The organism is Patulibacter sp. NPDC049589 (assembly GCF_040675535.1).
Taxonomy (GTDB): domain Bacteria; phylum Actinomycetota; class Thermoleophilia; order Solirubrobacterales; family Solirubrobacteraceae; genus Patulibacter.
Genome location: NZ_JBFAPC010000060.1, coordinates 1 through 25,432, shown reverse-complemented (window position 1 = coordinate 25,432; position 25,432 = coordinate 1). Strand labels below are relative to the sequence as shown.

Annotated in this window: 26 protein-coding genes, 1 pseudogene and 1 riboswitch; of the genes and pseudogenes, 15 read left to right on the top strand and 12 right to left on the bottom strand. The window is 72.8% G+C overall.

Annotation, left to right across the window (positions count from 1 at the left end; all coding sequences use genetic code 11):
- Positions 1-53 precede the first annotated feature (53 nt).
- From AB0L40_RS13185 to clpB, 6 genes are all read left to right on the top strand, one after another.
- A complete protein-coding gene (locus tag AB0L40_RS13185) occupies positions 54-1,136 on the top strand; it encodes a branched-chain amino acid ABC transporter permease (protein ID WP_364354772.1) in 1,083 nt (360 codons plus the stop codon).
- Positions 1,136-2,344: a branched-chain amino acid ABC transporter permease gene (locus AB0L40_RS13180; protein ID WP_364354769.1), complete on the top strand. Its 1,209-nt coding sequence runs from the start codon at positions 1,136-1,138 to the stop codon at positions 2,342-2,344. Before AB0L40_RS13185 ends, AB0L40_RS13180 begins: the two co-directional genes overlap by 1 nt.
- Positions 2,345-2,457: 113 nt before the next feature.
- Positions 2,458-3,252, top strand: a complete 795-nt coding sequence (locus AB0L40_RS13175) for an ABC transporter ATP-binding protein (RefSeq protein WP_364354799.1) — start codon at positions 2,458-2,460, stop codon at positions 3,250-3,252.
- Positions 3,253-3,259: 7 nt separating this feature from the next.
- Positions 3,260-3,964 carry an ABC transporter ATP-binding protein gene (locus AB0L40_RS13170; protein WP_364354796.1) on the top strand — a complete coding sequence of 235 codons (705 nt, stop codon included), beginning with the start codon at positions 3,260-3,262 and terminating at the stop codon, positions 3,962-3,964.
- Entirely contained in the window at positions 3,961-4,632 is a 672-nt protein-coding gene (locus tag AB0L40_RS13165) for an RDD family protein (protein WP_364354766.1), read from the top strand. Before AB0L40_RS13170 ends, AB0L40_RS13165 begins: the two co-directional genes overlap by 4 nt.
- 459 nt (positions 4,633-5,091) lie before the next feature.
- Complete coding sequence (gene clpB, locus AB0L40_RS13160; RefSeq protein ID WP_364354763.1) at positions 5,092-7,644, top strand: ATP-dependent chaperone ClpB; 2,553 nt, start codon at positions 5,092-5,094, stop codon at positions 7,642-7,644.
- Positions 7,645-7,719: 75 nt separating this feature from the next.
- Here the strand turns inward: clpB and AB0L40_RS13155 are convergent, their stop codons facing one another.
- Together AB0L40_RS13155 and AB0L40_RS13150 are read right to left on the bottom strand one after the other, a co-directional pair.
- Positions 7,720-8,283 (bottom strand): Uma2 family endonuclease, encoded by a 564-nt coding sequence (locus AB0L40_RS13155; protein ID WP_364354760.1) that lies wholly within the window; start codon positions 8,281-8,283, stop codon positions 7,720-7,722.
- A gap of 79 nt (positions 8,284-8,362) precedes the next feature.
- Positions 8,363-9,259 carry a hypothetical protein gene (locus tag AB0L40_RS13150; RefSeq protein WP_364354757.1) on the bottom strand — a complete coding sequence of 299 codons (897 nt, stop codon included), beginning with the start codon at positions 9,257-9,259 and terminating at the stop codon, positions 8,363-8,365.
- Positions 9,260-9,422: 163 nt separating this feature from the next.
- On the opposite strand from AB0L40_RS13150, the gene AB0L40_RS13145 reads away from it, so the two are divergent.
- Positions 9,423-10,871, top strand: coding sequence for an aspartate aminotransferase family protein (locus tag AB0L40_RS13145; protein WP_364354754.1), 1,449 nt, complete (start codon positions 9,423-9,425; stop codon positions 10,869-10,871).
- Between the two features lie 145 nt (positions 10,872-11,016).
- The gene (locus tag AB0L40_RS13140; RefSeq protein WP_364354751.1) at positions 11,017-11,673 is read left to right on the top strand and encodes an HAD-IA family hydrolase; all 657 of its coding nucleotides are present in this window, start codon (positions 11,017-11,019) and stop codon (positions 11,671-11,673) included.
- Positions 11,674-11,740: 67 nt separating this feature from the next.
- Here the strand turns inward: AB0L40_RS13140 and bioD are convergent, their stop codons facing one another.
- The 3 genes from bioD to bioB form a co-directional block, all read right to left on the bottom strand.
- Entirely contained in the window at positions 11,741-12,526 is a 786-nt protein-coding gene (gene bioD, locus AB0L40_RS13135) for a dethiobiotin synthase (RefSeq protein ID WP_364354748.1), read from the bottom strand.
- Entirely contained in the window at positions 12,523-13,800 is a 1,278-nt protein-coding gene (locus tag AB0L40_RS13130) for an 8-amino-7-oxononanoate synthase (RefSeq protein WP_364354745.1), read from the bottom strand. Before AB0L40_RS13130 ends, bioD begins: the two co-directional genes overlap by 4 nt.
- Before the next feature lie 70 nt (positions 13,801-13,870).
- The gene (bioB, locus tag AB0L40_RS13125; RefSeq protein ID WP_364354742.1) at positions 13,871-15,073 is read right to left on the bottom strand and encodes a biotin synthase BioB; all 1,203 of its coding nucleotides are present in this window, start codon (positions 15,071-15,073) and stop codon (positions 13,871-13,873) included.
- Positions 15,074-15,269: 196 nt separating this feature from the next.
- Between bioB and AB0L40_RS13120 the strand changes: the two genes are divergently transcribed.
- Positions 15,270-15,515, top strand: a complete 246-nt coding sequence (locus AB0L40_RS13120; protein ID WP_364354739.1) for a DUF6457 domain-containing protein — start codon at positions 15,270-15,272, stop codon at positions 15,513-15,515.
- A gap of 289 nt (positions 15,516-15,804) precedes the next feature.
- Positions 15,805-16,962 carry a hypothetical protein gene (locus AB0L40_RS13115; protein ID WP_364354736.1) on the top strand — a complete coding sequence of 386 codons (1,158 nt, stop codon included), beginning with the start codon at positions 15,805-15,807 and terminating at the stop codon, positions 16,960-16,962.
- A 147-nt stretch (positions 16,963-17,109) separates the two neighbouring features.
- On the opposite strand, the gene AB0L40_RS13110 is transcribed toward AB0L40_RS13115, so the two are convergent.
- Together AB0L40_RS13110 and AB0L40_RS13105 are read right to left on the bottom strand one after the other, a co-directional pair.
- Positions 17,110-17,871, bottom strand: coding sequence for a hypothetical protein (locus AB0L40_RS13110; protein ID WP_364354734.1), 762 nt, complete (start codon positions 17,869-17,871; stop codon positions 17,110-17,112).
- Entirely contained in the window at positions 17,868-18,389 is a 522-nt protein-coding gene (locus AB0L40_RS13105; protein ID WP_364354731.1) for an RNA polymerase sigma factor, read from the bottom strand. Before AB0L40_RS13105 ends, AB0L40_RS13110 begins: the two co-directional genes overlap by 4 nt.
- Before the next feature lie 950 nt (positions 18,390-19,339).
- Here AB0L40_RS13105 and AB0L40_RS13100 point away from each other — a divergent pair.
- The 3 genes from AB0L40_RS13100 to AB0L40_RS13090 are packed head-to-tail and all read left to right on the top strand — an operon-like array spanning position 19,340 to position 20,975.
- A complete protein-coding gene (locus tag AB0L40_RS13100; protein WP_364354728.1) occupies positions 19,340-19,657 on the top strand; it encodes a PadR family transcriptional regulator in 318 nt (105 codons plus the stop codon).
- Positions 19,654-20,451, top strand: a complete 798-nt coding sequence (locus AB0L40_RS13095; protein WP_364354725.1) for a hypothetical protein — start codon at positions 19,654-19,656, stop codon at positions 20,449-20,451. The genes AB0L40_RS13100 and AB0L40_RS13095 overlap by 4 nt, the downstream gene beginning before the upstream one ends.
- 32 nt (positions 20,452-20,483) lie before the next feature.
- Positions 20,484-20,975, top strand: coding sequence for a hypothetical protein (locus AB0L40_RS13090; protein ID WP_364354722.1), 492 nt, complete (start codon positions 20,484-20,486; stop codon positions 20,973-20,975).
- Here AB0L40_RS13090 and AB0L40_RS13085 read toward each other — a convergent pair.
- On the bottom strand, positions 20,965-21,240 hold the full coding sequence (locus AB0L40_RS13085; RefSeq protein WP_364354719.1) for a hypothetical protein: 276 nt from the start codon (positions 21,238-21,240) through the stop codon (positions 20,965-20,967). The two genes, AB0L40_RS13090 and AB0L40_RS13085, sit on opposite strands and share 11 nt — an antisense overlap.
- A 12-nt stretch (positions 21,241-21,252) precedes the next feature.
- On the opposite strand from AB0L40_RS13085, the gene AB0L40_RS13080 reads away from it, so the two are divergent.
- The gene (locus tag AB0L40_RS13080; RefSeq protein ID WP_364354716.1) at positions 21,253-21,396 is read left to right on the top strand and encodes a hypothetical protein; all 144 of its coding nucleotides are present in this window, start codon (positions 21,253-21,255) and stop codon (positions 21,394-21,396) included.
- Between the two features lie 213 nt (positions 21,397-21,609).
- On the opposite strand, the gene AB0L40_RS13075 is transcribed toward AB0L40_RS13080, so the two are convergent.
- The 4 genes from AB0L40_RS13075 to AB0L40_RS13060 all read right to left on the bottom strand — a co-directional run bounded on the left by AB0L40_RS13075 (position 21,610) and on the right by AB0L40_RS13060 (position 25,136).
- Entirely contained in the window at positions 21,610-22,713 is a 1,104-nt protein-coding gene (locus AB0L40_RS13075) for a hypothetical protein (protein WP_364354713.1), read from the bottom strand.
- The gene (locus AB0L40_RS13070; protein WP_364354710.1) at positions 22,710-22,913 is read right to left on the bottom strand and encodes a hypothetical protein; all 204 of its coding nucleotides are present in this window, start codon (positions 22,911-22,913) and stop codon (positions 22,710-22,712) included. Before AB0L40_RS13070 ends, AB0L40_RS13075 begins: the two co-directional genes overlap by 4 nt.
- 205 nt (positions 22,914-23,118) lie before the next feature.
- On the bottom strand, positions 23,119-24,006 hold the full coding sequence (locus AB0L40_RS13065) for a peptidoglycan DD-metalloendopeptidase family protein (protein WP_364354707.1): 888 nt from the start codon (positions 24,004-24,006) through the stop codon (positions 23,119-23,121).
- 3 nt (positions 24,007-24,009) lie between these two features.
- A riboswitch (cyclic di-AMP (ydaO/yuaA leader) is annotated at positions 24,010-24,151 on the bottom strand.
- A gap of 220 nt (positions 24,152-24,371) precedes the next feature.
- The gene (locus tag AB0L40_RS13060; RefSeq protein ID WP_364354704.1) at positions 24,372-25,136 is read right to left on the bottom strand and encodes an NTP transferase domain-containing protein; all 765 of its coding nucleotides are present in this window, start codon (positions 25,134-25,136) and stop codon (positions 24,372-24,374) included.
- A 41-nt stretch (positions 25,137-25,177) separates the two neighbouring features.
- Here AB0L40_RS13060 and AB0L40_RS13055 point away from each other — a divergent pair.
- Positions 25,178-25,432 (top strand): annotated as a pseudogene (locus tag AB0L40_RS13055) (hypothetical protein); the annotation flags it as partial.

Genomic DNA, 25,432 nt, shown 5'->3' with positions numbered 1-25,432 from the left:
CGCCCGGTGGGGAGCCTCGACTCCCCGCCGGGCGCCCCTCGACGCCGCTCTTCATGGCTACGAACGCTCCCCCCGTCCCCCGCCGACGGCTCTCCCAGCGCCTGCCGACCGTCTCGGAATCGTTCCGCGAGCGCTTCGGCCAGGTCGCGCTGATCGTCCTGCTCCTGGCGCTGCCCGTCGGCTACGGCGTCACCGACCTCACCGGGGACCAGGGCGACCTCGCCCGGCTCGGCACCAACCTCTTCCAGGGGATCTCCAACGGGACGATCCTCGCCCTCATCGCCGTCGGCTACACGCTGGTCTACGGCATCATCGAGCTCATCAACTTCGCCCACGGCGACGTCTTCATGATCGGCTCGTTCATCAGCGTGGGCCTCTTCGGCACGCTGGGGCTCGGGCTCGCTACGGGCACGCTCGGCGTCGTCCTCGGCCTGATCGTCTGCCTGATCGTGGCGATGCTCGTCACCGGCACCCTGAACGTCCTGATCGAGCGCGTGGCCTACCGGCCGCTGCGGGACGCGCCGAAGCTCGCGCCGCTGATCACGGCCGTCGGGTTCAGCTTCATCCTCCAGAACGTCGGCCTCCTGTGGCTCGGCGGCTCGCCGAAGTCCGTCCCGGACCTGATCCACGCCCAGGAGCGCGTCACGACGATCCTCGGCATCGCGATCAGCCGCGCCGACATCGTCGCGATCGCCGTCGCGGTGCCCCTGATGGCGGGCGTCACGATCTTCATCACCCAGAGCCGCATGGGCAAGGCCATGCGGGCCACGGCGCAGGACCCGGAGGCCGCGCGCCTCATGGGCATCAAGGTCGACACCACGATCTCGCTGACGTTCATGCTCGGCGGCATGCTCGCCGGCGCGGCCGGCCTCCTCTACGCGCTGTACCAGACCAACATCTGGTATTTCCAGGGCTTCCAGGCCGGCCTGCTGGCCTTCACCGCCGCGGTCATGGGCGGGATCGGCAACCTCAAGGGCGCCGTCGCCGGCGGCCTGATCATCGGCTGCATCCAGCAGATCTCCGACAACCGCATCGGCACCCAGTGGACCCCGGCGATCGTCTTCGCCTACCTGATCCTGATCATGGTCTTCCGCCCGCGCGGGTTGTTCGGCGAAGAGACGAGGGAGGCGGGCTGATGTCTCGATTCGACGCCGTCATGCAGCGGCCCCTGGCCGTGCCCGTCCTCGGCCCTCGGGGCCTCACGGTCTCGCACGTCGCCGCGTTCGCGGTCCTGCTGTTCGCGATCGTCTTCCCGCTGTTCTTCGACCCGCTGTCGGGGTTCATGACCACGACGATCCAGGCGTTGGCCTTCGTCGTGATGGCGCTCGGCCTGAACGTCATGGTCGGCTTCGCCGGCCTGCTGGACCTCGGCTACGTCGCGTTCTTCGCGATCGGGGCCTACACCTCGGGCTGGGTGATGTCGGGCTTCTACGGCTCGGCGAACATCCACGTCTTCGTCTCGAGCACGATCGAGGCGCTGCCGGGCATCCACCTGAACTTCCTGCTGGTGCTCGTCGTCGCCGCGGTGCTCTGCGCGATCGCCGCGGTGATCATCGGCCTGCCGACGCTGCGCCTGCGCGGCGACTACATCGCGATCGTCACGCTCGCGTTCGGCGAGATCATCCGCGTCTTCGCGATCAACGGGCCGACGCTGCACCTCCCGTTCGCCGGCTCCGACTACCCGCTGACGGCCGGCAAGCAGAGCATCACGCCGATCGACCAGATCGACCTGCCCATACTCAGTCCGCTCAACTCGTTCCTGACGTTGCGCGGCTACTACTGGGTGATCCTCGGGCTCGTCCTGGTCTGCCTGTTCATCGTGCTCCGGCTGCGGGACTCCCGCATCGGCCGCGCGTGGATCGCCATGCGCGAGGACGAGGTGGCCGCCGCGGCGATGGGCATCCCGCTCGTGAAGACGAAGCTCCTGGCCTACTTGGTCGGCGGCGCGATGGGCGGGCTCTCCGGCGCGTTCCTCGGGCCGTTCCTGCAGGTCGTCAACGCGGACCAGTTCGCGTTCTCGTTCTCGATCTTCATCCTCGCCATGATCATCCTGGGCGGGCTCGGATCGGTCTGGGGCGTAGTCCTCGGGGCGCTGCTCCTGACCTACATCAACAACTACATCATCCCCGACGTCCTCGACGACGTCCCGGGCAAGCTCGGCCTGGACTTCGCGTTCTCGGACCTCGGCTTCGGCGTCTTCGGCTTCCTGCTGGTGATCGTGATGATCCTGCGGCCGCAGGGGCTGCTGCCCGAGCGCCGCCGCGAGATCGAGCTGACCGAGGGCCTGGACGGCGGCGCCGACGGGCCGCCGATCGCCGGCGTCACGCCGGGAGGCCCGGCATGAGCACGCCGAGCAGCGAGGGACCGGGCGTGCCCGAGCCCCACGGCGAGGGCGCGGTCCCGGTGCCCGGCGCTCCGACGGCTTCGGACGCCGGGGCCACCGCGACCGACGCCGACATGCCGTCGCTCGCGCTGCCCGCCGGTGAGGACGTCCTCGTCGCGAAGGGAGTGTCCAAGCGCTTCGGCGGCCTGCTGGCGATCGCGGAGGTCGACTTCGTCGTCCCGAGCCGGTCGATCGCGGCGATCATCGGGCCCAACGGCGCGGGGAAGACGACGTTCTTCAACCTGCTGACGGGCCTCTACAAGCCGTCGACGGGGTCGATCGCCTTCCGCGGCGTGGACGTCAGCCACGCGCGGCCGGACGTCATCTCGTCGATGGGCGTCTCCCGGACGTTCCAGAACATCCGGCTCTTCGGCACGATGACCGCCGTCGAGAACGTGCTCGTCGGCGCGCACGCCGGCATGAAGGGCGGCGTGGTCGGGTCGATCTTCCGCACGCCGAAGGTCCGGCGCGAGGAGCGCGAGGGCCGCGAGAAGGCCCGGGCGCTGCTCGAGGAGGTCGGGATCGCGCCGCGTGCCGTCGACGGCCTGGCGACGAACCTCAGCTACGGCGACCAGCGCCGGGTCGAGATCGCCCGCGCGCTGGCCTCGGATCCGACCTTGCTGCTGCTCGACGAGCCGGCGGCCGGGATGAACCCGAGCGAGTCCGACGCTCTGGGCGACCTGATCCGGCGGCTGCGCGACGAGCGCGGCCTGGCGATCCTCCTCATCGAGCACGACATGAAGGTCGTCATGAACATCAGCGACCGGATCACGGTCTTCGACCACGGCGAGAAGATCGCGGAGGGCGACCCCGTGAAGGTCCGCGCCGACCCCCGGGTCGTCGAGGCCTACCTCGGGAAGCAGGGCTGAGATGGCGATGCTCGAGGTGGAGGACATCCACACCTACTACGGCAACATCTCGGCGCTGCGGGGGATCTCGTTGACCGTCGAGGAGGGCGAGATCGTCACCCTGATCGGCGGCAACGGCGCCGGCAAGTCGACGACGCTGCGCTCGATCACGGCGCTCACGCCGGCCCGCAAGGGCACCGTCCGGTTCGAGGGCAAGGACATCACGAAGACCCAGCCCTCGGACATCGTCTCGTCGGGGATCAGCATGGTCCCCGAGGGCCGGCGCTGCTTCCCGCGGATGACCGTCCGCGAGAACCTCGACCTCGGCGCGTTCCTGCGCAAGGACAAGGCCGGGATCACCTCCGACATCGCGCGGATCTTCGACCTCTTCCCGCGCCTGAAGGAGCGGGAGAAGCAGAAGGCGGGGACGATGTCCGGCGGCGAGCAGCAGATGCTCGCGATCGGCCGGGCGATGATGGCCCGTCCGCGGCTGCTGCTCCTCGACGAGCCGTCGATGGGCCTCGCGCCGCTGTTCGTCGACCGGATCTACGACACGATCCGCGAGATCAACGCGGCCGGCACCACGATCCTGCTGGTCGAGCAGTCGGCGACCCACGCGCTGTCCGTCGCCGGGCGTGGCTACGTCCTCGAGACGGGGTCGGTCGCCCTGGCCGACGACTCCGAGGGCCTGCGCACCAACCCCGAAGTCCAGAAGGCGTACCTCGGCATATGACCGTCGTCCTCGCGCTCCTCGGAGCGAAGTCCCTCTACATCCTCTTCGTCTGGCTGGGCAGCGCCGCGCTGGCGGGCTGGCTGGCGACATACAAGGGGTTCCCAGAACGCTACGGGCTGGCGAGCGGCCTGGTGCTGCTCGTCCTTGGGCCCGCCGCTTGGCTGTACGTCCCGTTCAAGAAGTTCGAGGTCGCCGGGGCGTCGGTCGGATCTGACATTTCAGTACTGGCACCGGAGCGAACCCGAGGGGGCTTCGTCCTTGCGACGAGGTGGGTCCGTCTCTTGGCGCAGGTCGCTGACGGTTTGCTGTTCGCCGTGCCGTTCGCAGTGTTTGCGGTCCTTCTGGGTGACGGTCCGGCGCTCGTGATCATCGCCGCACTGATCGTCGTCGCGTCCCGCGTCTACGCGCCCCTCACGATGGCGCGGGGAGGAGATCGGAACGGGATGACGATCGGGAAGCAGGTGATGGGACTTCGAGTCGTACGGGACGATGGGCAGCCGATGACCGTCGCCGACGGGTTCGGGCGGGAGTTCCTGTTCCGTTCGCTGCCCAGCGGTCTTACACTGGGTATCTACGGAGTCGTCGACGCCGTGTGGTCGTTCTTCAACCCCGGGCGGAAGACGTTGCACGATCGCTTCGGGAAAACGACGGTCGTCGACGCGCGCTAAGCGCCGTTCAAGCGAGCCGCGTTCGGGCCGAGACTGCGCAGTAGAAAAGCGAAGTCGGCCCGCTCGTCTGCTTGGTGGAGGACGTCGCGATATGTCCTGCGCCTCCTGGGCGACAGTACCCACGCCCCCGGCCTGCGCCGGGGGCGTCGTGGTTCTTGGGCGGACCGCCTCGCCATCCGCCGGCGCGAGGCGCGCGTCCCACGGGCGGGCACCCGGTCGGACGAAGCGGCTCAGCGTGGCGGCCGTCGGCGGCGCGCCCGTGGGTCGACCGCACGTCCGTTGCGGTCTCTCCCGCTTGACTTTCCACAAGGCAAAGCCCAAAATCTCAGTGGGAGCGACTGAGATGTTGCTCCTACCTCCTACCGTTCGTCGCCGAGCGGGGGCCCGGGTGGGGACCCGGGCGTCCATGGCGACGGGGCGACGGCCCGCCGTCCGCCCGCAGCCCCCGAAAGGATCCCCATGCAGCCTGATCGCTTCACCATCAAGACGCAGGAAGCCATCGCCGAGGCCGGTCGGGTGGCGGAGCGCGCGAAGAACCCCCAGTACGGTCCCGAGCACCTGCTGCTCGCCCTGCTGGACCAGGAGGGCGGCGTCGTCGGCTCCGTCCTGCGCAAGCTCGGCGTGCCCGTCGAGGAGGTCCGCCGCCCGGTCCAGGCCGCGCTCGACGGTCTGCCCACGGTCACCAGCGGCGGCCAGGCGGCCGGCCCGTCCAGCGAGCTGATCGCCGTCCTGCGCGCCGCCGACGAGCAGATGCGCACGCTCGGCGACGAGTACCTGTCGACCGAGCACCTGCTGCTCGCCCTCGCCGGCCACCAGTCCAAGGCCGGGGACGCGCTGCGTGCCGTCGGCGCCGGTGGCCCCGCGCTGCTGCAGGCCGTCACCGAGGTCCGCGGCGGCCACCAGGTCACCGACCAGAGCCCCGAGGACAAGTTCGAAGCGCTGGAGAAGTACGGCCAGGACCTCACCGAAGCCGCCCGCGAGGGCAAGCTCGACCCGGTCATCGGCCGCGACGAGGAGATCCGCCGCGTCGTCCAGGTCCTGTCCCGACGGCGCAAGAACAACCCGGTCCTGATCGGCGAGCCGGGCGTCGGCAAGACGGCGATCGCCGAGGGCCTCGCCCAGCGCATCGTCGACGGCGACGTGCCCGAGTCGCTGCGCGACCGCCGGGTCATCTCGCTCGACATGGGCTCGATGATCGCCGGCGCGAAGTACCGCGGCGAGTTCGAGGACCGCCTGAAGGCCGTGCTGAAGGAGGTCTCCGATGCGAAGGGCCAGATCGTGCTCTTCCTCGACGAGCTCCACACGATCGTGGGCGCCGGCGCGAGCGAGGGCGCGGTCGACGCGGCCAACCTGCTCAAGCCGATGCTGGCCCGCGGCGAGCTGCGCGCGGTCGGCGCCACGACGCTCGACGAATACCGCAAGTACATCGAGAAGGACGCCGCGCTCGAGCGGCGCTTCCAGCCCGTGCTCGTCGACGAGCCGTCGGTGGAGGACACGATCGCGATCCTCCGCGGCCTGAAGGAGAAGTACGAGAGCCACCACAACGTCGACATCCAGGACGCCGCGCTGATCGCGGCGGCCACCCTGTCGCACCGCCACATCGCCGACCGGCAGCTGCCGGACAAGGCGATCGACCTGATCGACGAGGCCGCGTCGAGGCTGAAGATCGAGATCGACTCCAAGCCGACCGAGATCGACGAGATCGACCGGCACGTCGTGCAGCTCGAGATCGAGCGGCTGTCGCTGGTCAAGGAGGAGGACGAGGCATCGAAGGCGCGACTGGAGGCCCTGGACCGCGAGCTCGCCGACGAACGCGAGCGCTCCGCGGCGATGACCGCCGAGTGGCAGCGCGAGAAGTCCTCGGTCGACGAGGTCGGCCAGGCGAAGGAGCAGCTCGACGGGCTGCGGATGGAGGCCGAGCGCGCCCAGCGGTCGGGTGACCTGCAGCGCGCCGGAGAGCTGACCTACGGCGAGATCCCGGCGCTGGAGCGGAAGATCCAGGAGCTGGAGGCGAAGGCCGCGGAGGTCGACGCCGGCGGGTTCCGCTTCCTCGAGAGCCGCGTCACGGCCGAGCACATCGCCGAGGTCGTCGGCAACTGGACCGGGATCCCCGTCGCGCGCCTGCTGGAGGGGGAGATCGACAAGCTCGTCCACATGGAGGACCGCCTGCACGATCGCGTGATCGGGCAGGACGAGGCGATCGACGCGGTGTCCGCGGCGATCCGGCGCAGCCGCGCCGGCCTCGGCGACCCGGACCGCCCCATCGGCTCGTTCCTGTTCCTCGGCCCGACGGGCGTCGGCAAGACCGAGCTCGCCCGCGCGCTGGCGGAGTTCATGTTCGACTCGGCCGACGCGATGATCCGCATCGACATGTCGGAGTACATGGAGAAGCACGCGGTGTCGCGCCTGGTCGGCGCGCCCCCGGGCTACGTCGGCTACGACGAGGGCGGACAGCTGACCGAGGCCGTGCGCCGCAAGCCCTACTCGGTGGTGCTGCTGGACGAGGTCGAGAAGGCCCACCCGGACGTCTTCAACATCCTGCTCCAGCTGCTCGACGACGGGCGCCTGACCGACGGCCACGGTCGGACCGTGGACTTCACGAACACGGTGCTGATCCTGACGTCGAACATCCCGGGTGGTCGGGCCGGCGCGGAGCAGCACTTCCGCCCGGAGTTCATCAACCGGCTCGACGACATCATCGAGTTCCACGCGCTGGATCGGACGCACCTGGCGCCGATCGTGGAGCTGCAGACGCAGCGGGTGATCAAGCGGGCCACGGAGCGCGGCGTGACGGTGGAGCTGACCGAGGACGCGGCAGTGCTGCTCGGCAACCTCGGCTACGACCCGACGTACGGCGCGCGGCCGCTGAAGCGGACGATCCAGAAGCACCTGACCGACCGCCTGGCGCTCGCGATCCTGAAGGGCGAGATCAAGGACGGCGACACCGTCCAGGTGGGCGCGGCCGACGGCGAGATCACGCTCGAGGTCGCCGGGGTCGCGGTCGCGGCCTGAGCGGCCTGCCGGGCCGGGAGGCCCGGCACCGACGATCGACCGGGGCCCGGACGCCACGCGCGGCCGGGCCCCTCGTCAGGCCGCGAACAGGCGCGCGGCGGTCACGGCGAAGGCCGGCAGCAGCGGGCTGGTGAGCTCGGCGTCGCCGCCGATCTCGGTCGTCGCGTCGAAGGTCTCCGAGCCCGCCGAGCGTCGGAAGACCAGGACGGCCCCGGCCGGTGGGTCGACGAGCCACAGCTCGCGCACGCCGTGACGCTCGTACAACCCGCGCTTGCGGCCGACGTCGACGTGCCAGGTCGACGGCGAGCGGACCTCGACCACCAGATCGCCCAGCGGCCAGGGCCGCCGATCGAGGGACGGCAGGTCCCGGTCCGCTGCGTACCACTGCAGGTCGGGCGATACGACGGTGTGGTCGTCGATCCGCGTGTCGATGTTCAGGGTCACGAAGCCTCGGCCGGTCTCGGCTGACGACCACGTCCGGAGCGCCATCAGGACGTTCGTGACCGCGAGCTGGTGGCGAGGCGTCGGATCGTCCACGACGACCTCACCGTCCAGCAGCTGCAGTCGTCGGGCGGTCGTGCGCTCGGGGAGCTCCAGGAACTCTCGGGCGGTCATCCGCTGAGGGACGGCGGCGGGCATCGAGGACATCGTAGGTCTCCGGTTCGGGGGTGTCCATCGAACCGAGGACCCCGCGGCGGCCCCTCGTTCGCCCCGCCCGTCAGGAGATCGGGCGTCCCACGCGCTCCAACTCGAGGAAGCCCTGCCACGTCTGCTTCAGCTTCGGGCCGCCCGGCTCGTTCCAGCGGGCCGTCACGTCGAACTCCACGTTGACCTTCTCGGGCAGGTCGACCTGATCCATCTCGAGCGTGCGCCCCGGCGTCGTCACCATCGGGTCCGAACCCGCGGTGCTGAGGCTGAAGTGCACGATCTCCGCGTTGGCGTCCTCCGGGCAGTTCCAGATCGCGGTCGCGAGTGCGAGCTCGAACGTGACCTTGCCCGGCTCGTACGAGGTCGCGGTGACCACGATCGAGTCCGGCTGGGCGGAGAGCGGGATGTGGGCCGAGCAGTTCCAGGAGACGCCTCCGCGGGAGAATCGCGCCGTCGACGTGGCCTGGACGCGGACGGGGCGCAGGATGGCCATGAACTGGGGATCGGCCGCTCCGGAGCCGACGGCGTCGAACGGCACGCGCTGCAGCCGGCGGGGCTGGAACTCGTAGCGCGAGTGGCCCGTCATCTCGAACAGGGCCCCGCCCGCCGGATCGCGGTAGCTCGCGGTCGTGTCGCCCAGGATCCCGAAGTCGGCGACGCGGTACGGGCGGCGGCCGTCGAAGAGCAGGTTCATCAGCGCCTTCGACGACGACGCGCCGCAGTTCTTCTTCTTCCTCTTGGTCGCGGCCTTGGCCTGCGGCCCGGCTCCCCTCGCCGTCGTCGTACGGGCCGACGCCTTGCCCTTGCCGACGGTGCCCTTGCGCACGCCGGCCGGCGTCTTGCGGCACTTCTTGTTCGGGGTCGCCTTCTTCGTGGTTGCGGCGACGGCGGGATCCGCTCGGGAGACCGTGCCGGACACCCCGACGGCGAACGTGAGGATCAGGGCGAGTGCCATGAGGATGCGCATCGCCGCAGCGTCGTCGCCGACCGCCGCCGGTGCATCGGCGGAACGTCGTGTGTGCGCACGACCTTCGGCCGGTTCCCGGGACGCGGTCCGCGGCCGTCTCGGCCGGCCCACGGCGGGCCACGTCGGCCACGCACATCGCGACGCGGGCGACGAAGATGGGGGCGTGGCTCCCGAACGCTCCGCCGACCTCGCCGCCGCCCTCGGATCCGAGCCGCTCGACGCCGCCGTCGTCGTCCGGCTGGACCGCGAGCACGTGTGGCACCCGTACAGCTCGCCGGTCGACGCGCCGGAGCTGCCGGTCGTGACCGGGGCGGAGGGTGTGCGACTGACGCTCGCCGACGGGCGCGAGGTCGTCGACGGGATGTCCTCGTGGTGGGCGGCGATCCACGGCTACCGGGTCCCCGAGCTCGACCGCGCGGCACTCGACCAGCTGGGCCGCAAGAGCCACGTGATGTTCGGCGGGCTGACCCACGAGCCCGCGGTGCGCCTCGCCGCCCGGCTCGTCGACCTGACCCCCGGGCCGCTGCGCCGCGTCTTCCTCGCCGATTCCGGGTCGGTGGCGATGGAGGTCGCGATCAAGACGGTGCTGCAGCGCGAGCGCTCCGCGGGGCGGCCCGGACGGCACCGGCTGATGACCTGGCGCGGCGGGTACCACGGTGACACGTTCGGGGCGATGGCCGTCTGCGATCCCGAGGGCGGGATGCACCACATCTTCTCCGACGTCCTGCCGCAGCACGTCTTCTGCGACGCGCCGCCGGCGTGGGGCGGGCCGTCGCTCCGGTCACGGGCCACCGGGGCGGACGGCCGGGCCACCGGAGCATCGGCGGGATCGGGCGGCGGCCCCGGCGCGGTGCCGGCCGATCAGGACCTGTCGTGCTCGGGGGAGGAGCCGCTCGACGAGGCCTACGTCGCGCACCTGCGGGAGACCGCCGCGGCCCACGCCCACGAGCTCGCCGGGATCGTCGTCGAGCCCGTCGTCCAAGGCGCGGGCGGGATGCGCTTCCACCACCCCGGCTACCTGCGGGTGCTGCGGGAGATCTGCGACGAGCACGACCTGCTGCTCGTCCTCGACGAGATCGCGACCGGGTTCGGGCGCGCGGGGACGATGTTCGCGTGCGAGCGAGCCGGGATCGTCCCGGACGTGATGGCGGTCGGCAAGGCGCTCACGGGCGGCTACCTGACGATGGCCGCGGTCCTCTGCACCGACGCGGTCGCCGAGGAGATCGGCCGCGGCGAGGCCGGTGTCCTGATGCACGGCCCGACCTTCATGGGCAACCCGCTGGCCGCGTCGATCGCGTGCGCGAGCCTCGACCTCCTGGCCGCCCGCGGTTGGCAGGAGGACGTCGACCGGGTCGAGCGGGGCCTGCGCGCCGGCCTCGCACCGGCGAGCGAGCTGCCCGGCGTGGCGGACGTCCGCGTCCTCGGGGCGATCGGCGTCGTCCAGCTGGACCACCCCGTGGACGTCGCGGCGGTCACCGCGGTCGCGCTGGACCACGGCGTCTGGCTGCGCCCCTTCCGCGACCTCGTCTACGCGATGCCGCCCTACGCCTGCGACGACGCCGACGTCGCGGCGATCGCGGCGGCGGTGGTGGCGGCAGCGACGGCGGGCTGAGGCCGCGGCGGGACCGTGGGCGCCGCAACGGGGTAGGCCCCTTCTCCGGCGCGCCGCCCGCCCCGACCAGGAATCCAGGAATCGACGACCGACCTCGGCCGTGCGTCGAGGTCGGGCCGGGCCGGGCCGCCGCTACGCTCGGACGATGGCTCCGATCCCCGGCCCCGGGACCTCGTCGCCGGGCCCGGCGACGGTCGCGCTGCTCGCGCTCGACCTCGTCGGCGTCGCCGGGCGGGCGACCACCGACCGGCGGCTCGAGCGGATGGCCGCCGCGAGCGGGCTGACCGCCGACGAGGTCCACGAGCGGATCTGGGCGTCGGGGTTCGACACCGAGTGCGACGCCGGCCTGCACACGCTGGAGGACGCGCGGGCGACGGTGCGGCGGCTGCTCGGCGTCGACGCGTCCGTCGACGAGCTGCGGGCGTGGTGGGCGGCCGGGCTGCTGCCCGACCCCGGCGTCCTCGCGCTGACGGACCGGGCGCGGGCGCGAGGGCTCCCCACGGCGCTGCTGACGAACAACGGGCCGCTGCTGCTCGACGCGCTGGAGCACCACGAGCTCGACGCGGTCTGGCGGCGGTTCGACCGCCACTGCTTCTGCTTCCGCTACCGCGTGCGCAAGCCCGAGCTCGCCGCCTACGAGGCGTTCGCGGCGGACGTCGGCGTCGAGCCGGGCCTGATCGCGTTCGTGGACGACTCACCGGCGAACGTCGACGGCGCGCGCGACGCCGGCCTGCACGCGCACCTGTACCAGGGGGACGTCCCGGGGCTCGAGGCGTTCCTCGCCGGGCTCGGCGTGGTCTGACCGCGGGCGATTCCGGGACACGACGGCACGGCGCGTCGTGGTCGGACATCGCCCGGGGCCGCCCGACTCAGGCGACCCAGCGACCGACGGGCAACGCCGCCGCCGCCTCGGCGAGACCGCCGGGGGTCAGCGTGCAGCGGGGCAGGACGTCGACCGGGAGCCCGGTCAGCTCGGCGATCGTGCGGCGGTTGTCGTCCGCGAGCGCGTCGCCCGACGGCCACGGGGTGAGGACGACGCCGCGGACGACGAGGCCGGCCGCGCGCGCGACCTCGGCGGTCAGCCGGACGTGGTTGATCGTCCCGAGGCCCGGCCGCGCCGCGATCACGACGGGCAGCCCGAGTGCGACGGCCAGCGCGCGTAGGTCGAAGCCCTCCCGGTCGAACGGCACCAGCAGCCCGCCGATGCCCTCGACGACGAGGGTCGGCGCGTCGGTCCCGTCGGCCGGCGGTGCCCCGGCGGCCCGCGCGGCCGCGATCAGGTCGGCCGGGACCAGCGTCTCCCCGGCGCCCTCGGCCGCGAGGTGCGGCGAGACCGCCGGCCCGAAGCGCCGCGGGCACACGTCCTCGGCGGACTGGCCGGTGCACGCGGCGAGCAGCTCGTGGTCGCGGCCGTACGGGGGCGCGGGCTCGTCCAGGCCCGTGACCGCCGGCTTGTGCGCGGCCACCCGGACGCCGTCCGCGCGCAGCCGGGCGCAGATGGCGGCGGCCAGCACGGTCTTGCCGACCTCGGTGTCCGTCGCCGTGACGAAGATGCCGCGGAGGGGGCTCCGGCCAGCGACGACGGCGGACGCCGGGTGCTCCGCCGGCTCCGCCACGTCGACCGCCGAGAGGCCGGAGGTCGTCCGGCCGCTCACGCTGCCACCGCTCGGCGGACCGCCGCAGCGACGCGGAGGCACGCGGCCCGCAGCTCGTCGGGGTCGTGGTCCGCGCACACGGTCAGGCGCAGGCGGCAGGTGCCGGCGGCGACGGTGGGCGGGCGGATGCCCTGCAGCAGGATCCCGTCGTCCAGCAGCTCGGCGGTGGCGGCCATCGTGGCCGCGGCCTCGCCGACGACCACCGGGACGATCGGCGAGCCCGGGTCGACGGCCGCCGGGTCGATCCCGGGGACGGACAGATCGACGCCCGCGCCGGCGAGCGTCTCGCGCGCGAGGACGGCGCGGTCGCGCAGGCGGGCGGTTCGCTCGGGCTCGGCGGCCAGGACGTCCAGCGCCGCGAGCGCCGCCCCGGCGGTGGCGGGGGCCGGGGCCGTCGAGAAGATCACGGTGCGCGCCCGGTTGACGAGCCACGCGACGACGTCGGGGTGCGCGGCGACGTACGCGCCGGACGATCCGAGCGCCTTGCCGAGCGTGCCGACGACCGCGTCGACCTCGCCCTCCAGCCCCGCCGCCGCGACGGATCCCGCGCCGCGCGGTCCGAGGCAGCCGGTGGCGTGCGCCTCGTCGACGACCAGCCGGGCGCCGTGGCGGCGGCAGACGGCGACGAGCTCGCGCAGCGGCGCGACGTCGCCGTCCATCGAGAAGACGCCGTCGGTGACGACGAGCGCCGGACGGCCCGGGCGGGCGCGCAGCTCGTGGTCGACGTGCTCGGGGTCCGCATGGCGATAGACGACGCGCTCGGCGCCCGACAGCCGCACGCCGTCGACGATCGACGCGTGGTTCAGCGCGTCGGAGAGCACGACGCCGCCCTTGTCCGCCAGCGCGGTGACGACGCCGAGGTTCGCGAGGAACCCGGCGCCGAAGAGCAGCGCGGAGCCGGTGCCCTTCAGGTCCGCCAGACGCGCCTCGAGCTCGCGGTGGATCGTCAGCGTGCCCGCGACCAGGCGGGACGACCCGGCGCCCCCGCCGTACGCGAGCGCCGCTGCGGCCGCGCCCTCGCGCACCGCCGGGTGCCCGGCCAGGCCGAGGTAGTCGTTGCCGCAGAGGTGCAGCAGCTCGCGGCCGTCGACGCGGATGCGCGGTCCGACGGCCCCCTCGACGGTCCGGAGGGTCCGCAGCAGGCCGTCGTCCCGCAGCGCGTCCAGGCGCGCGCGCAGCACCGGGTCGCCGTCGCCCGGACGCGCGACCGGTGCGGTCGCGGCCGGGCGATCACCGGCGAGCCCGGCGCGTGCGACCTCGTCGTCGGCGTTCATCGGACGGATCGTCCCACCGGGCGGCGCCGGCCGCCCCGTGGGTCGGCGCGGCGCGGGCCGCGGGCGGGCGTCAGACCGCGAGGCCGGGGGCCGACGGGGTCCGCGGCAGCTCGCCCTCGGGCCAGCGGTTCGGGGCGCCGTCGGGACGGGGCGGGATGATCTTCTTCTTCGCCGCGTAGCGGAGCTGCGTCGACGGGTCCCACTTGCGGATCGTGATGCCGGCCTCGGCGGCGTCCTCGGGCGTGTCGAGGTACGACTCGATGACGTCCGGGGTCTCGCCGGCGAGGAAGCCGTCGCGGTTGTCCGGGCGCGGGTTGGCGCCGTTGTCGTCCTGGCGCGCGATGTTCAGGCCGAGGTCGCCGAACATCTTGCGGTCCTTCGGCGGGTCGGTGTTCAGCGTCGTGAGGAAGTTGCCCATCATCACGCCGTTGAGCCCGGCCTTGACGGCGAGGTGCTGCCACTCGCGGAGGTTCTCCGAGCGGCCGCCGCAGAGACGCAGGAGCGCCTTCGGGAGGATCAGGCGGAAGATCGCGACCCACTTGATCGCGTCCCACGGATCCATGTGCTCGCGGTCGCCGAACTTCGTGCCCGGGCGCGGGTTCAGGAGGTTGATCGGCACCGACGTCGGGTCGATCGCGGCGAGGTCGAACGCCATCTCGACGCGCTGCTCCTCGGACTCGCCGAGGTTCAGGATGCCGCCGACGCAGGTCTCGAGGCCGGCCTCGCGGACCGCCTCGATGGTGCGGACGCGGCCCTCGTAGCGGACGAGGGTCGAGACCTCGGGGTAGTACGACTTGGCGGTCTCGACGTTGTGGTGGACGCGGTTGATCCCCGCCTCCTTGAGCTGCTTGGCGCGCTTGGCGTTGATGTGGCCGATCGACGCGCAGCGCTTGAGGTTCGTGTGCTCGGTGACGAGGCGCGCGCCCTCCAGCAGCTTCTGGAAGTCCTTCGGTGAGAGGCCCTGGCCCTGCGTGACCATGCAGAAGCGGTGGGCCCCGCCGGCCTCGGCGGCCTTCGCGTGCTCGAGCATCTGCTCGGGCTCCATCATCGCGTGCATCGGCGTCTCGGCCTCCGCGTACGTCGACTGGGCGCAGAACCCGCAGTCCTCGGCGCAGCCGCCGGACTTCGCGTTGACGAGGGAGCACATGTCGGTCGAGTCGCCGAAGTGGTCCTGGCGGGCCTCCCAAGCTCGCTCGACCAGCGCCAGGATGTCCTCCTGGCTCCTCAGACGGCCGAGCTGCAGGGCCTCTTCGCGCGTGATGAGCGACGTCATTCCGCGGACCCTAGCCGTCGCGGGCCCGAACGGTGTACCCACATCCGGGGATCTCCTCCCATCGTCGGGGTGGATCGTCCGGTGAATCCGGACCCGAGTTGACGTTTTCCCGCTCGTGGACGGGGCGGAGGGCCGTCCGGGCCGTCCCCGCCGGCGAGGTCCCGATGCGGGTCCCGGAGGCGGCTAGGGTGCCGGTGTGAGCGACGACACGAGCACGATCCGGGGCTGGCTGGCGACCTTCGCGGAGGAGGTCGGGAGCCCGCCGCCGTCCGCCGCCGAGGTCACGGCGCTGCTGGACCTCGCCCGGCACGCCGCGCACCGCTCCGAGCGGCAGGCCGCACCCCTGGCCTGCTGGATCGCCGGCCGCACCGGCCGCCCGGTCGCGGAGGTCCTGGCGCTGGTCGAGCTCGATCCGCGGCTCTGCGCTCCGCCCGGCGACTGAGCGTCGGCGGGGCCGGCTGCCTGGGCTCGCGCGCGCGTGCGTACGCGTCGTCACCGTCAAGGTGCCGAAGCTCGCCAAGGGCACCTGGAAGGTCACGATCACGTTCCCGGGTGACGCGACCTACGCGAAGGTCTCGGTCTCCGGGCCGGCGATCAAGGTCAAGAAGTAGGACGGCGGCCCGGGGGAGGGTTCCCCGGGCCGCCCTCGCACGAACGCCCCCGACGTCACGCCGGGGGCGTTCGTCGTTCCGGGCTCCCACCGACGCCGCCAGGCGGCTACCGTGGTGACCTTGGAACGCCCTCCGTCCTGCATCGGGCCCACCGGCCAGCCCTCGTGGGTCGACGACGCCGACGCCGTCCGGGAGCTCGCCCGCTGGATCGTCGCGGTCGACCGCGAGCGGCCGATCGTCGTCCTGACGGTCCGGCCCGGCGGTCGGGACCCGTACTTCGCGCCGTCGGCGGTGCAGCGGCTCGTCGGTCGCGACGGTGACGTCGTCGCGATCGAGCAGTCCCCGAAGGGACGACTCACGCGCGAGCTCGCGCGCGCCCTCCCCGACGGCCTGATGGTCTTCGGGGGCGCCGCCCGGATCTACTGGCCGCCCGCGCTGGTCGGCGTCGACCCCGACGCGCACCCGCTGGTCCGCGCCAACAGCGACGACAGCTCGAGCGCGGAGAAGCGCGCGCGGCTGTCGAACCGCTGGCGCCAGGGGCCCGACGAGACCCGCCGGCCGACCGCGGTCGCCGACGCGGCGCCGGCGGGCGTGGGGGAGGAGGTGCAGGTCGCGATCGTCCGCGCGTGGCTCGAGCTCTTCGACGATGTCGACGTGCGCGACCGGTTCCCGCTGCAGCCCTACCGGGTGGACCAGGACCTCGCCGAGCAGCTCGCCGCGCTGGAGCCCGCCCGGGCACCGGTCGCCGCAGCGGCGGCACGCATCCTCTCCGGCTACGCGTGGACGGAGCCCGCGCCGGTCCCGGAGCGCGTTGAGGTCGACGGTGCGCCCGTCCTGCGGCCGGGGGACCGGGCGGTGGCGTGGCGGTATCCGCTGGTCGGCAGCGACCAGGTCCTCCACTACTGGCAGCCCGCCAGCGGACCGGCCGTCCTCGCCCGGATCGGTGCGCGCGACCGCACCGGCGGCGCTCTCGCCCCGAGAGAGGCGGTCGACCCAACGTCGACGCCGGCGACACCGGCGGCGCACGAGGTCGAGCCGGCCGACGCCCCGCGACGGCCGTCTCCGCGTGCGCCGCGGTTGGAGATCGCCGACGAGGACCTCGTGCGGGTCCTCCGCGCGGCCGGCAAACCGCTGCTGGCGCCCGAGCTCCGCGCGGCGCTCGGCATCGACTCCGAGACTCCACGCGAGCGGTTCTCCAAGATCCTCGGTGATGCCGCCGCGCGCGGCGTCATCGAGCGGACCGGCCAGCGGCGCGGGACCCGCTACTCCGCGACGTAGGACCTCGAGCGCCGCGGCACCACCGACCGCGCCGAGAACCCGTCGGCGTTCAGGCGTGCGTGCACAGCCGCGGCGTCCGTGGGGCGGCCGGCGTCTCGCAGTCCGATGGTCGCCTCAGCGATACGGCGGTTGCTCCAGGCACGTTCGTCAGTGCTGGGCCGTCAAGGCCCAGGGCTCCTGCGTGACGGTCTTGCCGTCGGGGAGCGTCCAGGACCAGCGCGTGACGGTCTCGTTGCCGTCGAGCGGGATGGCGGCGACGTTGTTCTCGAACGTCGCTCGGCGGGTCTTCCCGGTGCTGGTCGCCACGGTGAGCGCGCTGACGCCGTCGGGTGCGATGGCGTAGGCAAGCCGGCGCGTGGGCTTGGGGCCGTTGCCCGTTTCGGCGAGGGGGATCATCGTGTAGGGGATCGGCCTGGTGGTGCATCCGGCTTCGCCGGTGATCTGCTTCGGCTCGTGGGCGGAGAAGCAGATCTTCTTCGTGTCGAACGCGATGTCGATGTCGAAGCCCTCGCGGCTCAGCGTCGTCCCCTGGGCCGGGCCGTTGTCTCCGAGCTCGGGGAACCGCGCGCGGCTCTCGGACCCTACGGGACTTGCCCCCTGGGTAAGCAGGGCGGTCAGCGACCCCGATGCCGGCGCGTCAGGAGTTGCTTTCGTGGCCAGCCCGGTGGTCGGTCCGGAGTCGCTGAGGACGATGACTGCGGCGGTCGCGGTGCCGGTGAGCGTGAGGCCGACGGCCGCGAGTGCCAGGGGGCGACCGAAGCGGCGCGCCCGCGTAGTCGTGGTCCTGCGGCCGGTGTGGTCGGGTTCTTCGTCGAGTCGTTCGGACAGGGCGCTGAACGGGGCGGGCCCGTCGGGGTCGGCGGAGACGAAGTTGCTCGCGCGCAAGCGGCGGTCGAGGTCGTGGCTCATCGCGGGGTCTCCATCACGGCGGCGGGGTACATGGCGTTGCCGATCTCGTCTTCGTGAAGTTCGTCGGCGAGGCGCTTGCGGGCGCGACGCAGGCGCATCGAGAGGGTCGACGCGCGGACGTCGAGAATTTCTGCTGCCTGGCCGGGAGAGACCTCGTCCCAGGTGATCAGCAGCAGGAGCTCGCGGTCGCTGGGGCGCAATCGCGAGAGGGCTCTGAGGATGGCGCCGTCCATCGGCGCGCTGTCCTCGGTACCGGCGGGATGGCCATCGGCCATGCGCTGGAAGAGCGCCACTTGCCGCTCGGCGCCGCGGCGCTGATTGGCAAGCGTCTTCCTCGCGGCGCCGAGAAGCCAGGCGACCGGGTCCTCCGGGATCTCGTCGAGGTGTCGCCAGGCGGCGATGAACACCTCGCTGACGATGTCGTCGGCGGCGACGTGGTCGGTACGACGACGGGCGTAGGCCTGCACCGTCGTGGCATGCGCGGCGTACAGGTTCTCGAGTTTGCTGCGGTCCCTCACAGAAGGGAAGTGTCCGGCACAGCTCGGACTTCACTTCTTCCCGCAGATCCGTTTCGGACGCCGTCGGGGACGGCGTCCGAAACGGATGGTGTGGCCTCGTTGCCCTGGGTCGTGACAGACCCGTCGGGCAGCGTCCAGGAGACGGACTTGATGTCGGTCTTGGTGGGGACCTCGATCACGAAGAGGTTGTTCGTGACGAGCGCGGTTCCACGGTTCCCTTCGTTGGAGACCGCTCCGACCGTCGAGATGCCGTCGGGTGCGATCCGACGACCCAGGACTTCGTGGGGTGCTGATCGTCTGGTACGAGGCCAGCGAAGCGTTCATCTTCGACGCCTCCGTGCCGGCGATGTCGATGAGCATCTCCGTCGAGTTGTTCGCGCAGTAGTCGCTCTCCTTGGTGCCGGTGGTTGTCGAACGGACCGTGTTGTTCCGGGTGACCGCGCGGCAACAGATCCTGTAGACCGCGGACTCCAGCGCGGTGGCCCGGATGCTGCCCCACTCGTTGAAGATGAGGCCCTGGTTGTCGTTGCAGCGGGTGTCCGACGGAGCCGGGTTGCAGGCCGGCGGGGAGGTGAACGGGCTCCACTCGTGGACGTAGGCGGACGCAGGGGCTGCCACCGCCCCGTCATGGCGCCAGCGGCGACGACCGTCGCCAAAGTGGAACGACCGCGAATCACACCCGGGACTGCCACTCGTCGAAGGCCTGCGTCGTGAGGTGCTTTGAGCGGGACCGTTCGGGCGGGCGGGCGAGTTCATCGAGTCCCGCGTTCTCAAGGTCGATGAACGGCGGAAAAGGGCTGAGTCATTCCGCCCGGGCTCAAAGGCCGATATGTGACGCAGAGGGAGATATGCAGAACTGATCGCCTGCGAGTCCAAGGACTCGCCGGCGATTTCCGTTTCTAGAGGCAAGGCGCACTTACATATATCGAAAACTGATCTATAGTGGTCGTATGAAGGTCAACGAGACGTCGTTCCTGGCGCTTGCATCGCTCCTGCAGGGCCCGCGGCACGGGTACGGCATCAAGAAGGACATCGAGCGGCTCTCCGACGGCAGGCTCCGGGTCTCCACCGGATCGCTGTACGCGTCGCTTGACCGCCTGACCGCCGAGGACCTCGTGGTCCGCGACGCCGACGAGGTGGTGGACGGTCGGTCGCGACGGTACTTCCGCCTGACCGATTCCGGCCGCGAACGTGTGCTCGACGAAGCGCGACGGATGCAGGCGACCAGCCGCGACGTTCTGCGCCTGGCGGACGAGGCGACCGGGTGAGCCTTCCGCGCCCGATGCGCGCGGCGCTGCTGCTCACGCCCCGCTCGTTTCGTCGCGAGTACCGGTCGGACCTCGAAGAGCACTGGACGGAGCTGATCGCCGACGACAACGCGAACCTCGTTCGTGAGGTTACGAGCGTGATCGGACTCGCGTGGGTGCTGCGCTGGCGGGCGGTGCGACGCTCGACGCATGCGTCGGTGGCACTGATCGCGCTCAGTGGCGTCGCCCTGCTGCTCGTCGCACTGCTCCCCGCCAGCCAGTGGGCGAGCACGCGCGTGACCGGGCAACCCGGCGGCTATGCCGGCCCCGGGCCGGAGTTGCGAGTCCTGGCCGTCAGCGTCGCAACGGCCGGCGCGGTGCTGTCCTTCGGCAGCGCCTGGAGCTGGCCGCGACGAGCGCGGGTTCTCGCGGCTGCTGGTGCCACCGCCGGCTTCCAACTCGTGCTGTGGGCCGCAGCGCGCACCCACCGACCGGTCGGCATCGACGATTCGGACTGGGCGTTCAACGCTCAGAACGGCGGACGACTCGTGCTCTGCGTCGCTCTCGCGGGACTCGCGGTCCTCCTCGCGACGCGTCGATCGCAGACGACGCAGAACGGTCTCGGCGGTGTCGCGATCGCGATCGTCAGCGCGGTGTCGTCGCTGGCCGCGATGCACCCTGCGTGGCGCTCGACCCTCCCGGCCTTGCGCCTGGGGTCCATCGGGCCCGCGCTTCCCATAGCCCTCGTCGCGTTGCTCTTCGCATCGCTGGCCGTCTTCCTCAACACCCCACGTACGCGAACTCTCGCGTCGTAAACCTCAGCCCCTGCTCCTCAAGAGGATGCTTTATGAGCGCTACGAAGCGTCGCATCGTGCTGGCCGCTTTCGCGGCCGCGGCCACCGCCACGACCGGCATCAGTGTCGCGGTGGACAGCGACGCCTCGACCCCCTCGAAGGCTGCGGCCCCGGAGACCTGGGCTCCTCGCGGTGAGCTCGGTGAGAATCCGGCCTTGATCGCCGACGCTCGAGCGACGTGGGACGCCCAGAAGGGCGGCCATCACGACGTTCGCGTCCTGTACGCCGGCCGTGACGACACCGTCGGAACGCTCGTCGTCCTCTCCGGGCGAGCCGCCGAGAACGTGACCCGCGTCGCGTTCTTGAGCGGTCCTCTCAGCCACGGCGCCCCGGTCACCGGCACCGCCCTGGAACTCCGGGCAGACGTGCCCGATCCGACCGGCCCGGGACCGCTGGCCGCGATCGACACCGCGCATCGCGACGGCGCCGACGGCAGCGCGATCGCGATTGCCCTAGCGCCCCGCGGCGGAGCCGTCAGCGGCTGACGGCGACGACCGCGAGACGTTCGCCGTTCAGCGCAACGGACCGGCCGGCGACCTGCTCGGTGACGCGGAGATCGGCTTCGTCCCCGATGGCTACCGGGCGGCGGCAGAGGATCGCCACGCCCGTTCGGGCGATCGTTCCGCGCTGACTCGAACGTTCACCTCGGGGAGCAAGACGATCGAGGTTTCCCGCATCAGCGGTCCCAACCTGGCCGCCGACCGGATCGGACAGCTGGCCGGCATGCGTACCGACGATGCCAACCCCCATGACGGCCGCACGATGCGTGCCCTCATCTCGCCTACCGCCCGCGGCTTCGCGTGGATCGCCGGCTCCGGCGCGGGCTACAGCGTCATCGCCTCGGGCATCGGACCCGACGCGCAGATCGACGCATATCACGTCGCTCAAGCCCTCAACACGCCATAGACCCCCGCCGAGTCAGCCCGCTGCCTGCCGGCCCAGCCCAGCCCGACCGCCGCGCCGGTGGTCCGCAGGAGCCAGGACTCGCAACCGACTCTACGCGAGCATCGGCGCGGCCGGCATCGTTTGAGAAGCGGCGACATCGAACAACGATCCGTGCGCGATCGATGTGTCGCTCGTGAGGGCGGCGGCGACGCAGTGAACTCCCGCCGGCGACCCTCAGGCTCCTGCCGGCCCCCGCAGCTCCGGCGTCCGGCGCTCGTCCGGGAGCAGCGCCAGCAGCTCGTCGACCCGGGCGGGGTCGCCGATCGTCGCGCCGGCGCGGGGCAGGGTCTCGTCGCCGAGGGAGGGGACGAGCTCGGCCAGGACCTCCAGACGCAGCACCGTCATCAGGCGGCCCAGGAGCGTCCAGGCCTCGCGCCGCTCGAGCTCGGCTCCGGCGGCGGAGAGCGTCGCGACCGGGATGCCGTCCAGGAGCGGCCCGACGGCCGCGAGGTCGACGTCTTCGGCCACGTCCGCCAGGAACTCCGGCGTCAGGCGCTCCACGATCGGGGCGGCCGCGGCGCGCAGCTCGTCGTCGTCCCCGAGGAGGGCCGCGAGGGCCTCGATCCGGGGGCCCGACATCCGCTGGACCGCGTCCGTGACGCGCCGCAGCTGGGCGTCGCCGAGGTGCACGTTGAGCGACACGATGTCCGGCCACAGGGCGTGCTCGTCGGCGGCGTCGAGCAGGCCGTCGAGGCGCTCGTCGGACAGCATCCCGAGCACGGCGTCGATGCGGGAGGCGTCCTCGATCACGACGCCGGAGCGCAGGAGCGCCTCGCCGTCGAAGCCGTCGAGCAGGTCGGCCACCACGTCGTCGTCGACGTAGCCGACGAACGCGCCGAGGACGACCCACTCCTCGCGCTCGCGCAGGTGCGCGCCGGCGGCGGCCATCGTCGCGCGGTCGATCCCGGCCAGGAGCGGCTGGACCTTGCGGATGTCGACGTGACAGGCGACGTCGGCGAGGAAGTCGGCGGGGAGTCGGCGGGCGAGCTCGCCGGCCTTCTCCGGGGTCAGGAGCGCGGCGGCGCGGCCGCCGAGGACCGGGCCCATGACGTGCTGGGAGAGCTTCGCGGCGACGCTCCCGGGCAGCAGGTCGCCGAGCGCCACCGCGCGGGAGAACTGCTCGCGGCTGCGCTCCAGCAGGCGGTCGGCGACGGCGTGGCGCAGCGCGCGGAGGTCCTCGACCGCGGCGCCGTCCAGCGCCGTCAGCTCGTCGGGCTCGACGCCGAGCACGCGGGCCAGCCGCAGCAGCTCGCCGCGGCGCTCCAGCGGGGTGCTCATCCGACGAGCACCCGGCGGGTGATGCCGCGCAGCGGGCGCGGGACGACGCGCAGGCCGTGCTCCAGGGCGGCCTGGACCTCGGCCTCCTGGCGGCGCTCGGCGGCGAGCACCAGGGCCTCGACGGCGGAACAGGCGTCGGGGCCGAGGGCGACGATGCCTTCGGGGAGCTCGATCGGCGTCGAGGCGGGAGGCGGGGTCATCGCGGCGGTGCTCCGGGACCGGGGACAAGACGACGCGCCGGGCCGGGAGCCGGTCCGGCGCGGGCCTCAGGGTACATCCCCGACGGCCGTCCGCGGGACGGATCGGCGGGTCAGGGGCCGGGCGGTCGACGGCTCCCGGGAGGCGGGGCGCCTCCGGGGCCGGGGCGCCCCGCGCGGCCCGCGGGACGGGCGGGCCGGGCGCGGGTCAGCGCGTGCTGCTGGGGACGCCGCCCCAGGAGATCAGGTCCTTGCGGGCGTCGCGGGGGTGACCGCCGCTGTACCAGCCGCCGGTCGTCCACAGCTCGAAGTGCAGGTGGCAGCCGTCGGCGTTGCCGGTGTCGCCGACCACGCCGACCGGGGAGCCGGCGGTGACCGCGTCGCCGATCGACAGGGGCGACGGCGTCTTCAGGTGCGCGTAGACCTGGTCCTCGCCCGAGGGGGTCCCGGTGATGACGAGGTAGTTGCCGGCGGCCGACTGGAACTTGCGCTCCTTGACGGTGCCGGACGAGGCGGCGACCAGCGGGGTGCCGCACTCGGCGAACAGGTCGATGCCCTCGTGCTCGCCGCCGCGGTCGCCGAAGTGGGTGTTGACGCCGCCCCACTGCCACGGCCCCTGGATCGGGAAGACGTAGCCGGCGACGGAGCTCTGGACGGGCTGCGCGCTGCGCTGCTTGGCGACGAGCTGCTGCTCGATCTTCACCGCGAAGGCGAGCTTCATCGCCTTCAGCGTCTGGAGGTTCGGCTTGCCGGTGGGGACGAGGCGCTTCTTGGCCTGGTACCGCTTCAGGGCCTTGCGGGTGCGGGACCCGAGGGAGCCGTCGGCCTTGACCTTCGCGCGGCGCTGGACGCTCTTGGTCTGGGCGCGGGTGAGCTTGACGGTCTGCGTCTCCGACACCTTCGGCGCGGCGGCGGTGGTGGTGTCGGCGGCCGGTGCGGCGGGTGCGGTCATCGTCGCGACGGGGGTTCCGCCGCCGCCGGCGGCGGGAGCGGCTGCGGCCGCGGCTGGGTCGTCGTCGGCCTGCGCGGCGGGGGCGCAGGTGGCCATGGTCAGCAGGCCGATCAGGGCGGCGCGACGCACCGTGGTTGAACGCATCCGGACTTCTCTCTCGTCGGCCTACGGGGTTAGCTGACGGGCTGACGCAGAAAGAGTCGCGCCTCCACGAAGACGTGGATGAGCCCCAACAACACGGGTCCCCCGCTCCCCGGGGACGACCCCGGGAACTCGGCGGGGGCAACGCTACCAGCCGCGACCGCGGTCTACGAGGGTTCCCGCGGCCCGCGGCGAAGCCCACGCGCGCACGCCGACCGCGCCTCCGAACGGGTGTTCGACGCCGGCCTGGCGCGGTGTACGACGTCCCGGCGCGCCGCCGGCCGCACGGTGCTCCGGGCAGCGGAGGCCCGGGCGGCCGTCGTGCACGGATCACGGCGCGACGGACCGCGCGGCCGGATGCGGTCGGCTCAGCGCTCGGGCGTCCCCGCGTCGCGGACGTCGGAGGGGCGGTTGACGTTGGCCAGCGACCGCGCGGGGTCGCCGAGCGGACGGACGACCGCGTCCCCGCAGATCGCCGCGCCGAGCGCCCGGACCGTCGCCACGACGGGGGACCCGGCCGCGGCGGCGGCCGCGAGCGCGCCTGCGCACGCGGGGGTGAAGCGGGCGAGCAGCGGGTGGACCCGCCCGGCGGCCTCCACGACGACCACGGGCTCCGGCCGGGCGGCGAGGTGGGCGAGCAGGGCGCCGGGGACGCGGGGGAGGTCCACCGGCAGGACGACGATCGGGGCGTCGGCCCGCCGGAGCGCCGCGGCGACGCCGGTCAGCGGGTGGACGGGCTCGTCCGGCTCGTCCCAGCGCTCGAGGCCGGCCACGTCGGGCAGGACGGAGGTCCGCTTGGCGACGACGACGGGCCGCAGCCCGGCGGCCCGCGCTGCGTCGGCCGCGTGGGCCAGCAGGGGCCGGCCGTCGAGCAACACGCCGGCCTTCGGGATGCCCATCCGGCGTGACCGTCCGCCGGCGAGGATCGCGACGATCGACGCGGGGCGCGGGTCGGACGGGGGCGACGGGGCGTCGGATGGTGGCTGGGTCTCGGACGGGGGCGACGGGGCGTCGGATGATGGCTGGGTCTCGGACGGGGGCGGGGAGGCGTCGGGAGTCGTCGACCCGGCCGGGTCCGAGGCGTCCCCGGCGCGCGGCTCGCCGGCTGGTCCTGGGGTGGGGGACGGCGGCACCCGCCCAGTGTTGCGCGCCGGGCCGACCGTAGGATGCGGCGATGGTCGCCCCCACGAGCCTCGCGGACGCGCGCGACGTCGCCGCCGCCCTCGGGGCCGCGGCGCCCGTGGGCGCCGAGCCCGTCGCGCTCGACCTCGCCGTGGGGCGGATCGCCGCCGAGGACGTCGTCGCGACGACGGCGCTCCCGTCGTTCGCGTCGTCCGCGATGGACGGCTGGGCGGTGCGCGCGGCGGACGTCGGGGAGTACGCGCTGGGGTCACCGTCCGTGGGCCCGTGGTATTCGTCCTCGGAGTAC

Excerpts from the sequence above, each read along its gene's own strand:
- AB0L40_RS13185 (WP_364354772.1), top strand. The coding sequence starts at position 54 with ATGGCTACGAACGCTCCCCCCGTCCCCCGCCGACGGCTCTCCCAGCGC.
- AB0L40_RS13180 (WP_364354769.1), top strand. The coding sequence starts at position 1,136 with ATGTCTCGATTCGACGCCGTCATGCAGCGGCCCCTGGCCGTGCCCGTC.
- AB0L40_RS13175 (WP_364354799.1), top strand. The coding sequence starts at position 2,458 with ATGCCGTCGCTCGCGCTGCCCGCCGGTGAGGACGTCCTCGTCGCGAAG.
- AB0L40_RS13170 (WP_364354796.1), top strand. The coding sequence starts at position 3,260 with ATGCTCGAGGTGGAGGACATCCACACCTACTACGGCAACATCTCGGCG.
- AB0L40_RS13165 (WP_364354766.1), top strand. The coding sequence starts at position 3,961 with ATGACCGTCGTCCTCGCGCTCCTCGGAGCGAAGTCCCTCTACATCCTC.
- clpB (WP_364354763.1), top strand. The coding sequence starts at position 5,092 with ATGCAGCCTGATCGCTTCACCATCAAGACGCAGGAAGCCATCGCCGAG.
- AB0L40_RS13155 (WP_364354760.1), bottom strand. The coding sequence starts at position 8,283 with ATGCCCGCCGCCGTCCCTCAGCGGATGACCGCCCGAGAGTTCCTGGAG.
- AB0L40_RS13150 (WP_364354757.1), bottom strand. The coding sequence starts at position 9,259 with ATGCGCATCCTCATGGCACTCGCCCTGATCCTCACGTTCGCCGTCGGG.
- AB0L40_RS13140 (WP_364354751.1), top strand. The coding sequence starts at position 11,017 with ATGGCTCCGATCCCCGGCCCCGGGACCTCGTCGCCGGGCCCGGCGACG.
- AB0L40_RS13130 (WP_364354745.1), bottom strand. The coding sequence starts at position 13,800 with ATGAACGCCGACGACGAGGTCGCACGCGCCGGGCTCGCCGGTGATCGC.
- bioB (WP_364354742.1), bottom strand. The coding sequence starts at position 15,073 with ATGACGTCGCTCATCACGCGCGAAGAGGCCCTGCAGCTCGGCCGTCTG.
- AB0L40_RS13110 (WP_364354734.1), bottom strand. The coding sequence starts at position 17,871 with ATGAGCCACGACCTCGACCGCCGCTTGCGCGCGAGCAACTTCGTCTCC.
- AB0L40_RS13100 (WP_364354728.1), top strand. The coding sequence starts at position 19,340 with ATGAAGGTCAACGAGACGTCGTTCCTGGCGCTTGCATCGCTCCTGCAG.
- AB0L40_RS13090 (WP_364354722.1), top strand. The coding sequence starts at position 20,484 with ATGAGCGCTACGAAGCGTCGCATCGTGCTGGCCGCTTTCGCGGCCGCG.
- AB0L40_RS13085 (WP_364354719.1), bottom strand. The coding sequence starts at position 21,240 with ATGGGGGTTGGCATCGTCGGTACGCATGCCGGCCAGCTGTCCGATCCG.
- AB0L40_RS13080 (WP_364354716.1), top strand. The coding sequence starts at position 21,253 with ATGCGTGCCCTCATCTCGCCTACCGCCCGCGGCTTCGCGTGGATCGCC.
- AB0L40_RS13075 (WP_364354713.1), bottom strand. The coding sequence starts at position 22,713 with ATGAGCACCCCGCTGGAGCGCCGCGGCGAGCTGCTGCGGCTGGCCCGC.
- AB0L40_RS13070 (WP_364354710.1), bottom strand. The coding sequence starts at position 22,913 with ATGACCCCGCCTCCCGCCTCGACGCCGATCGAGCTCCCCGAAGGCATC.
- AB0L40_RS13065 (WP_364354707.1), bottom strand. The coding sequence starts at position 24,006 with ATGCGTTCAACCACGGTGCGTCGCGCCGCCCTGATCGGCCTGCTGACC.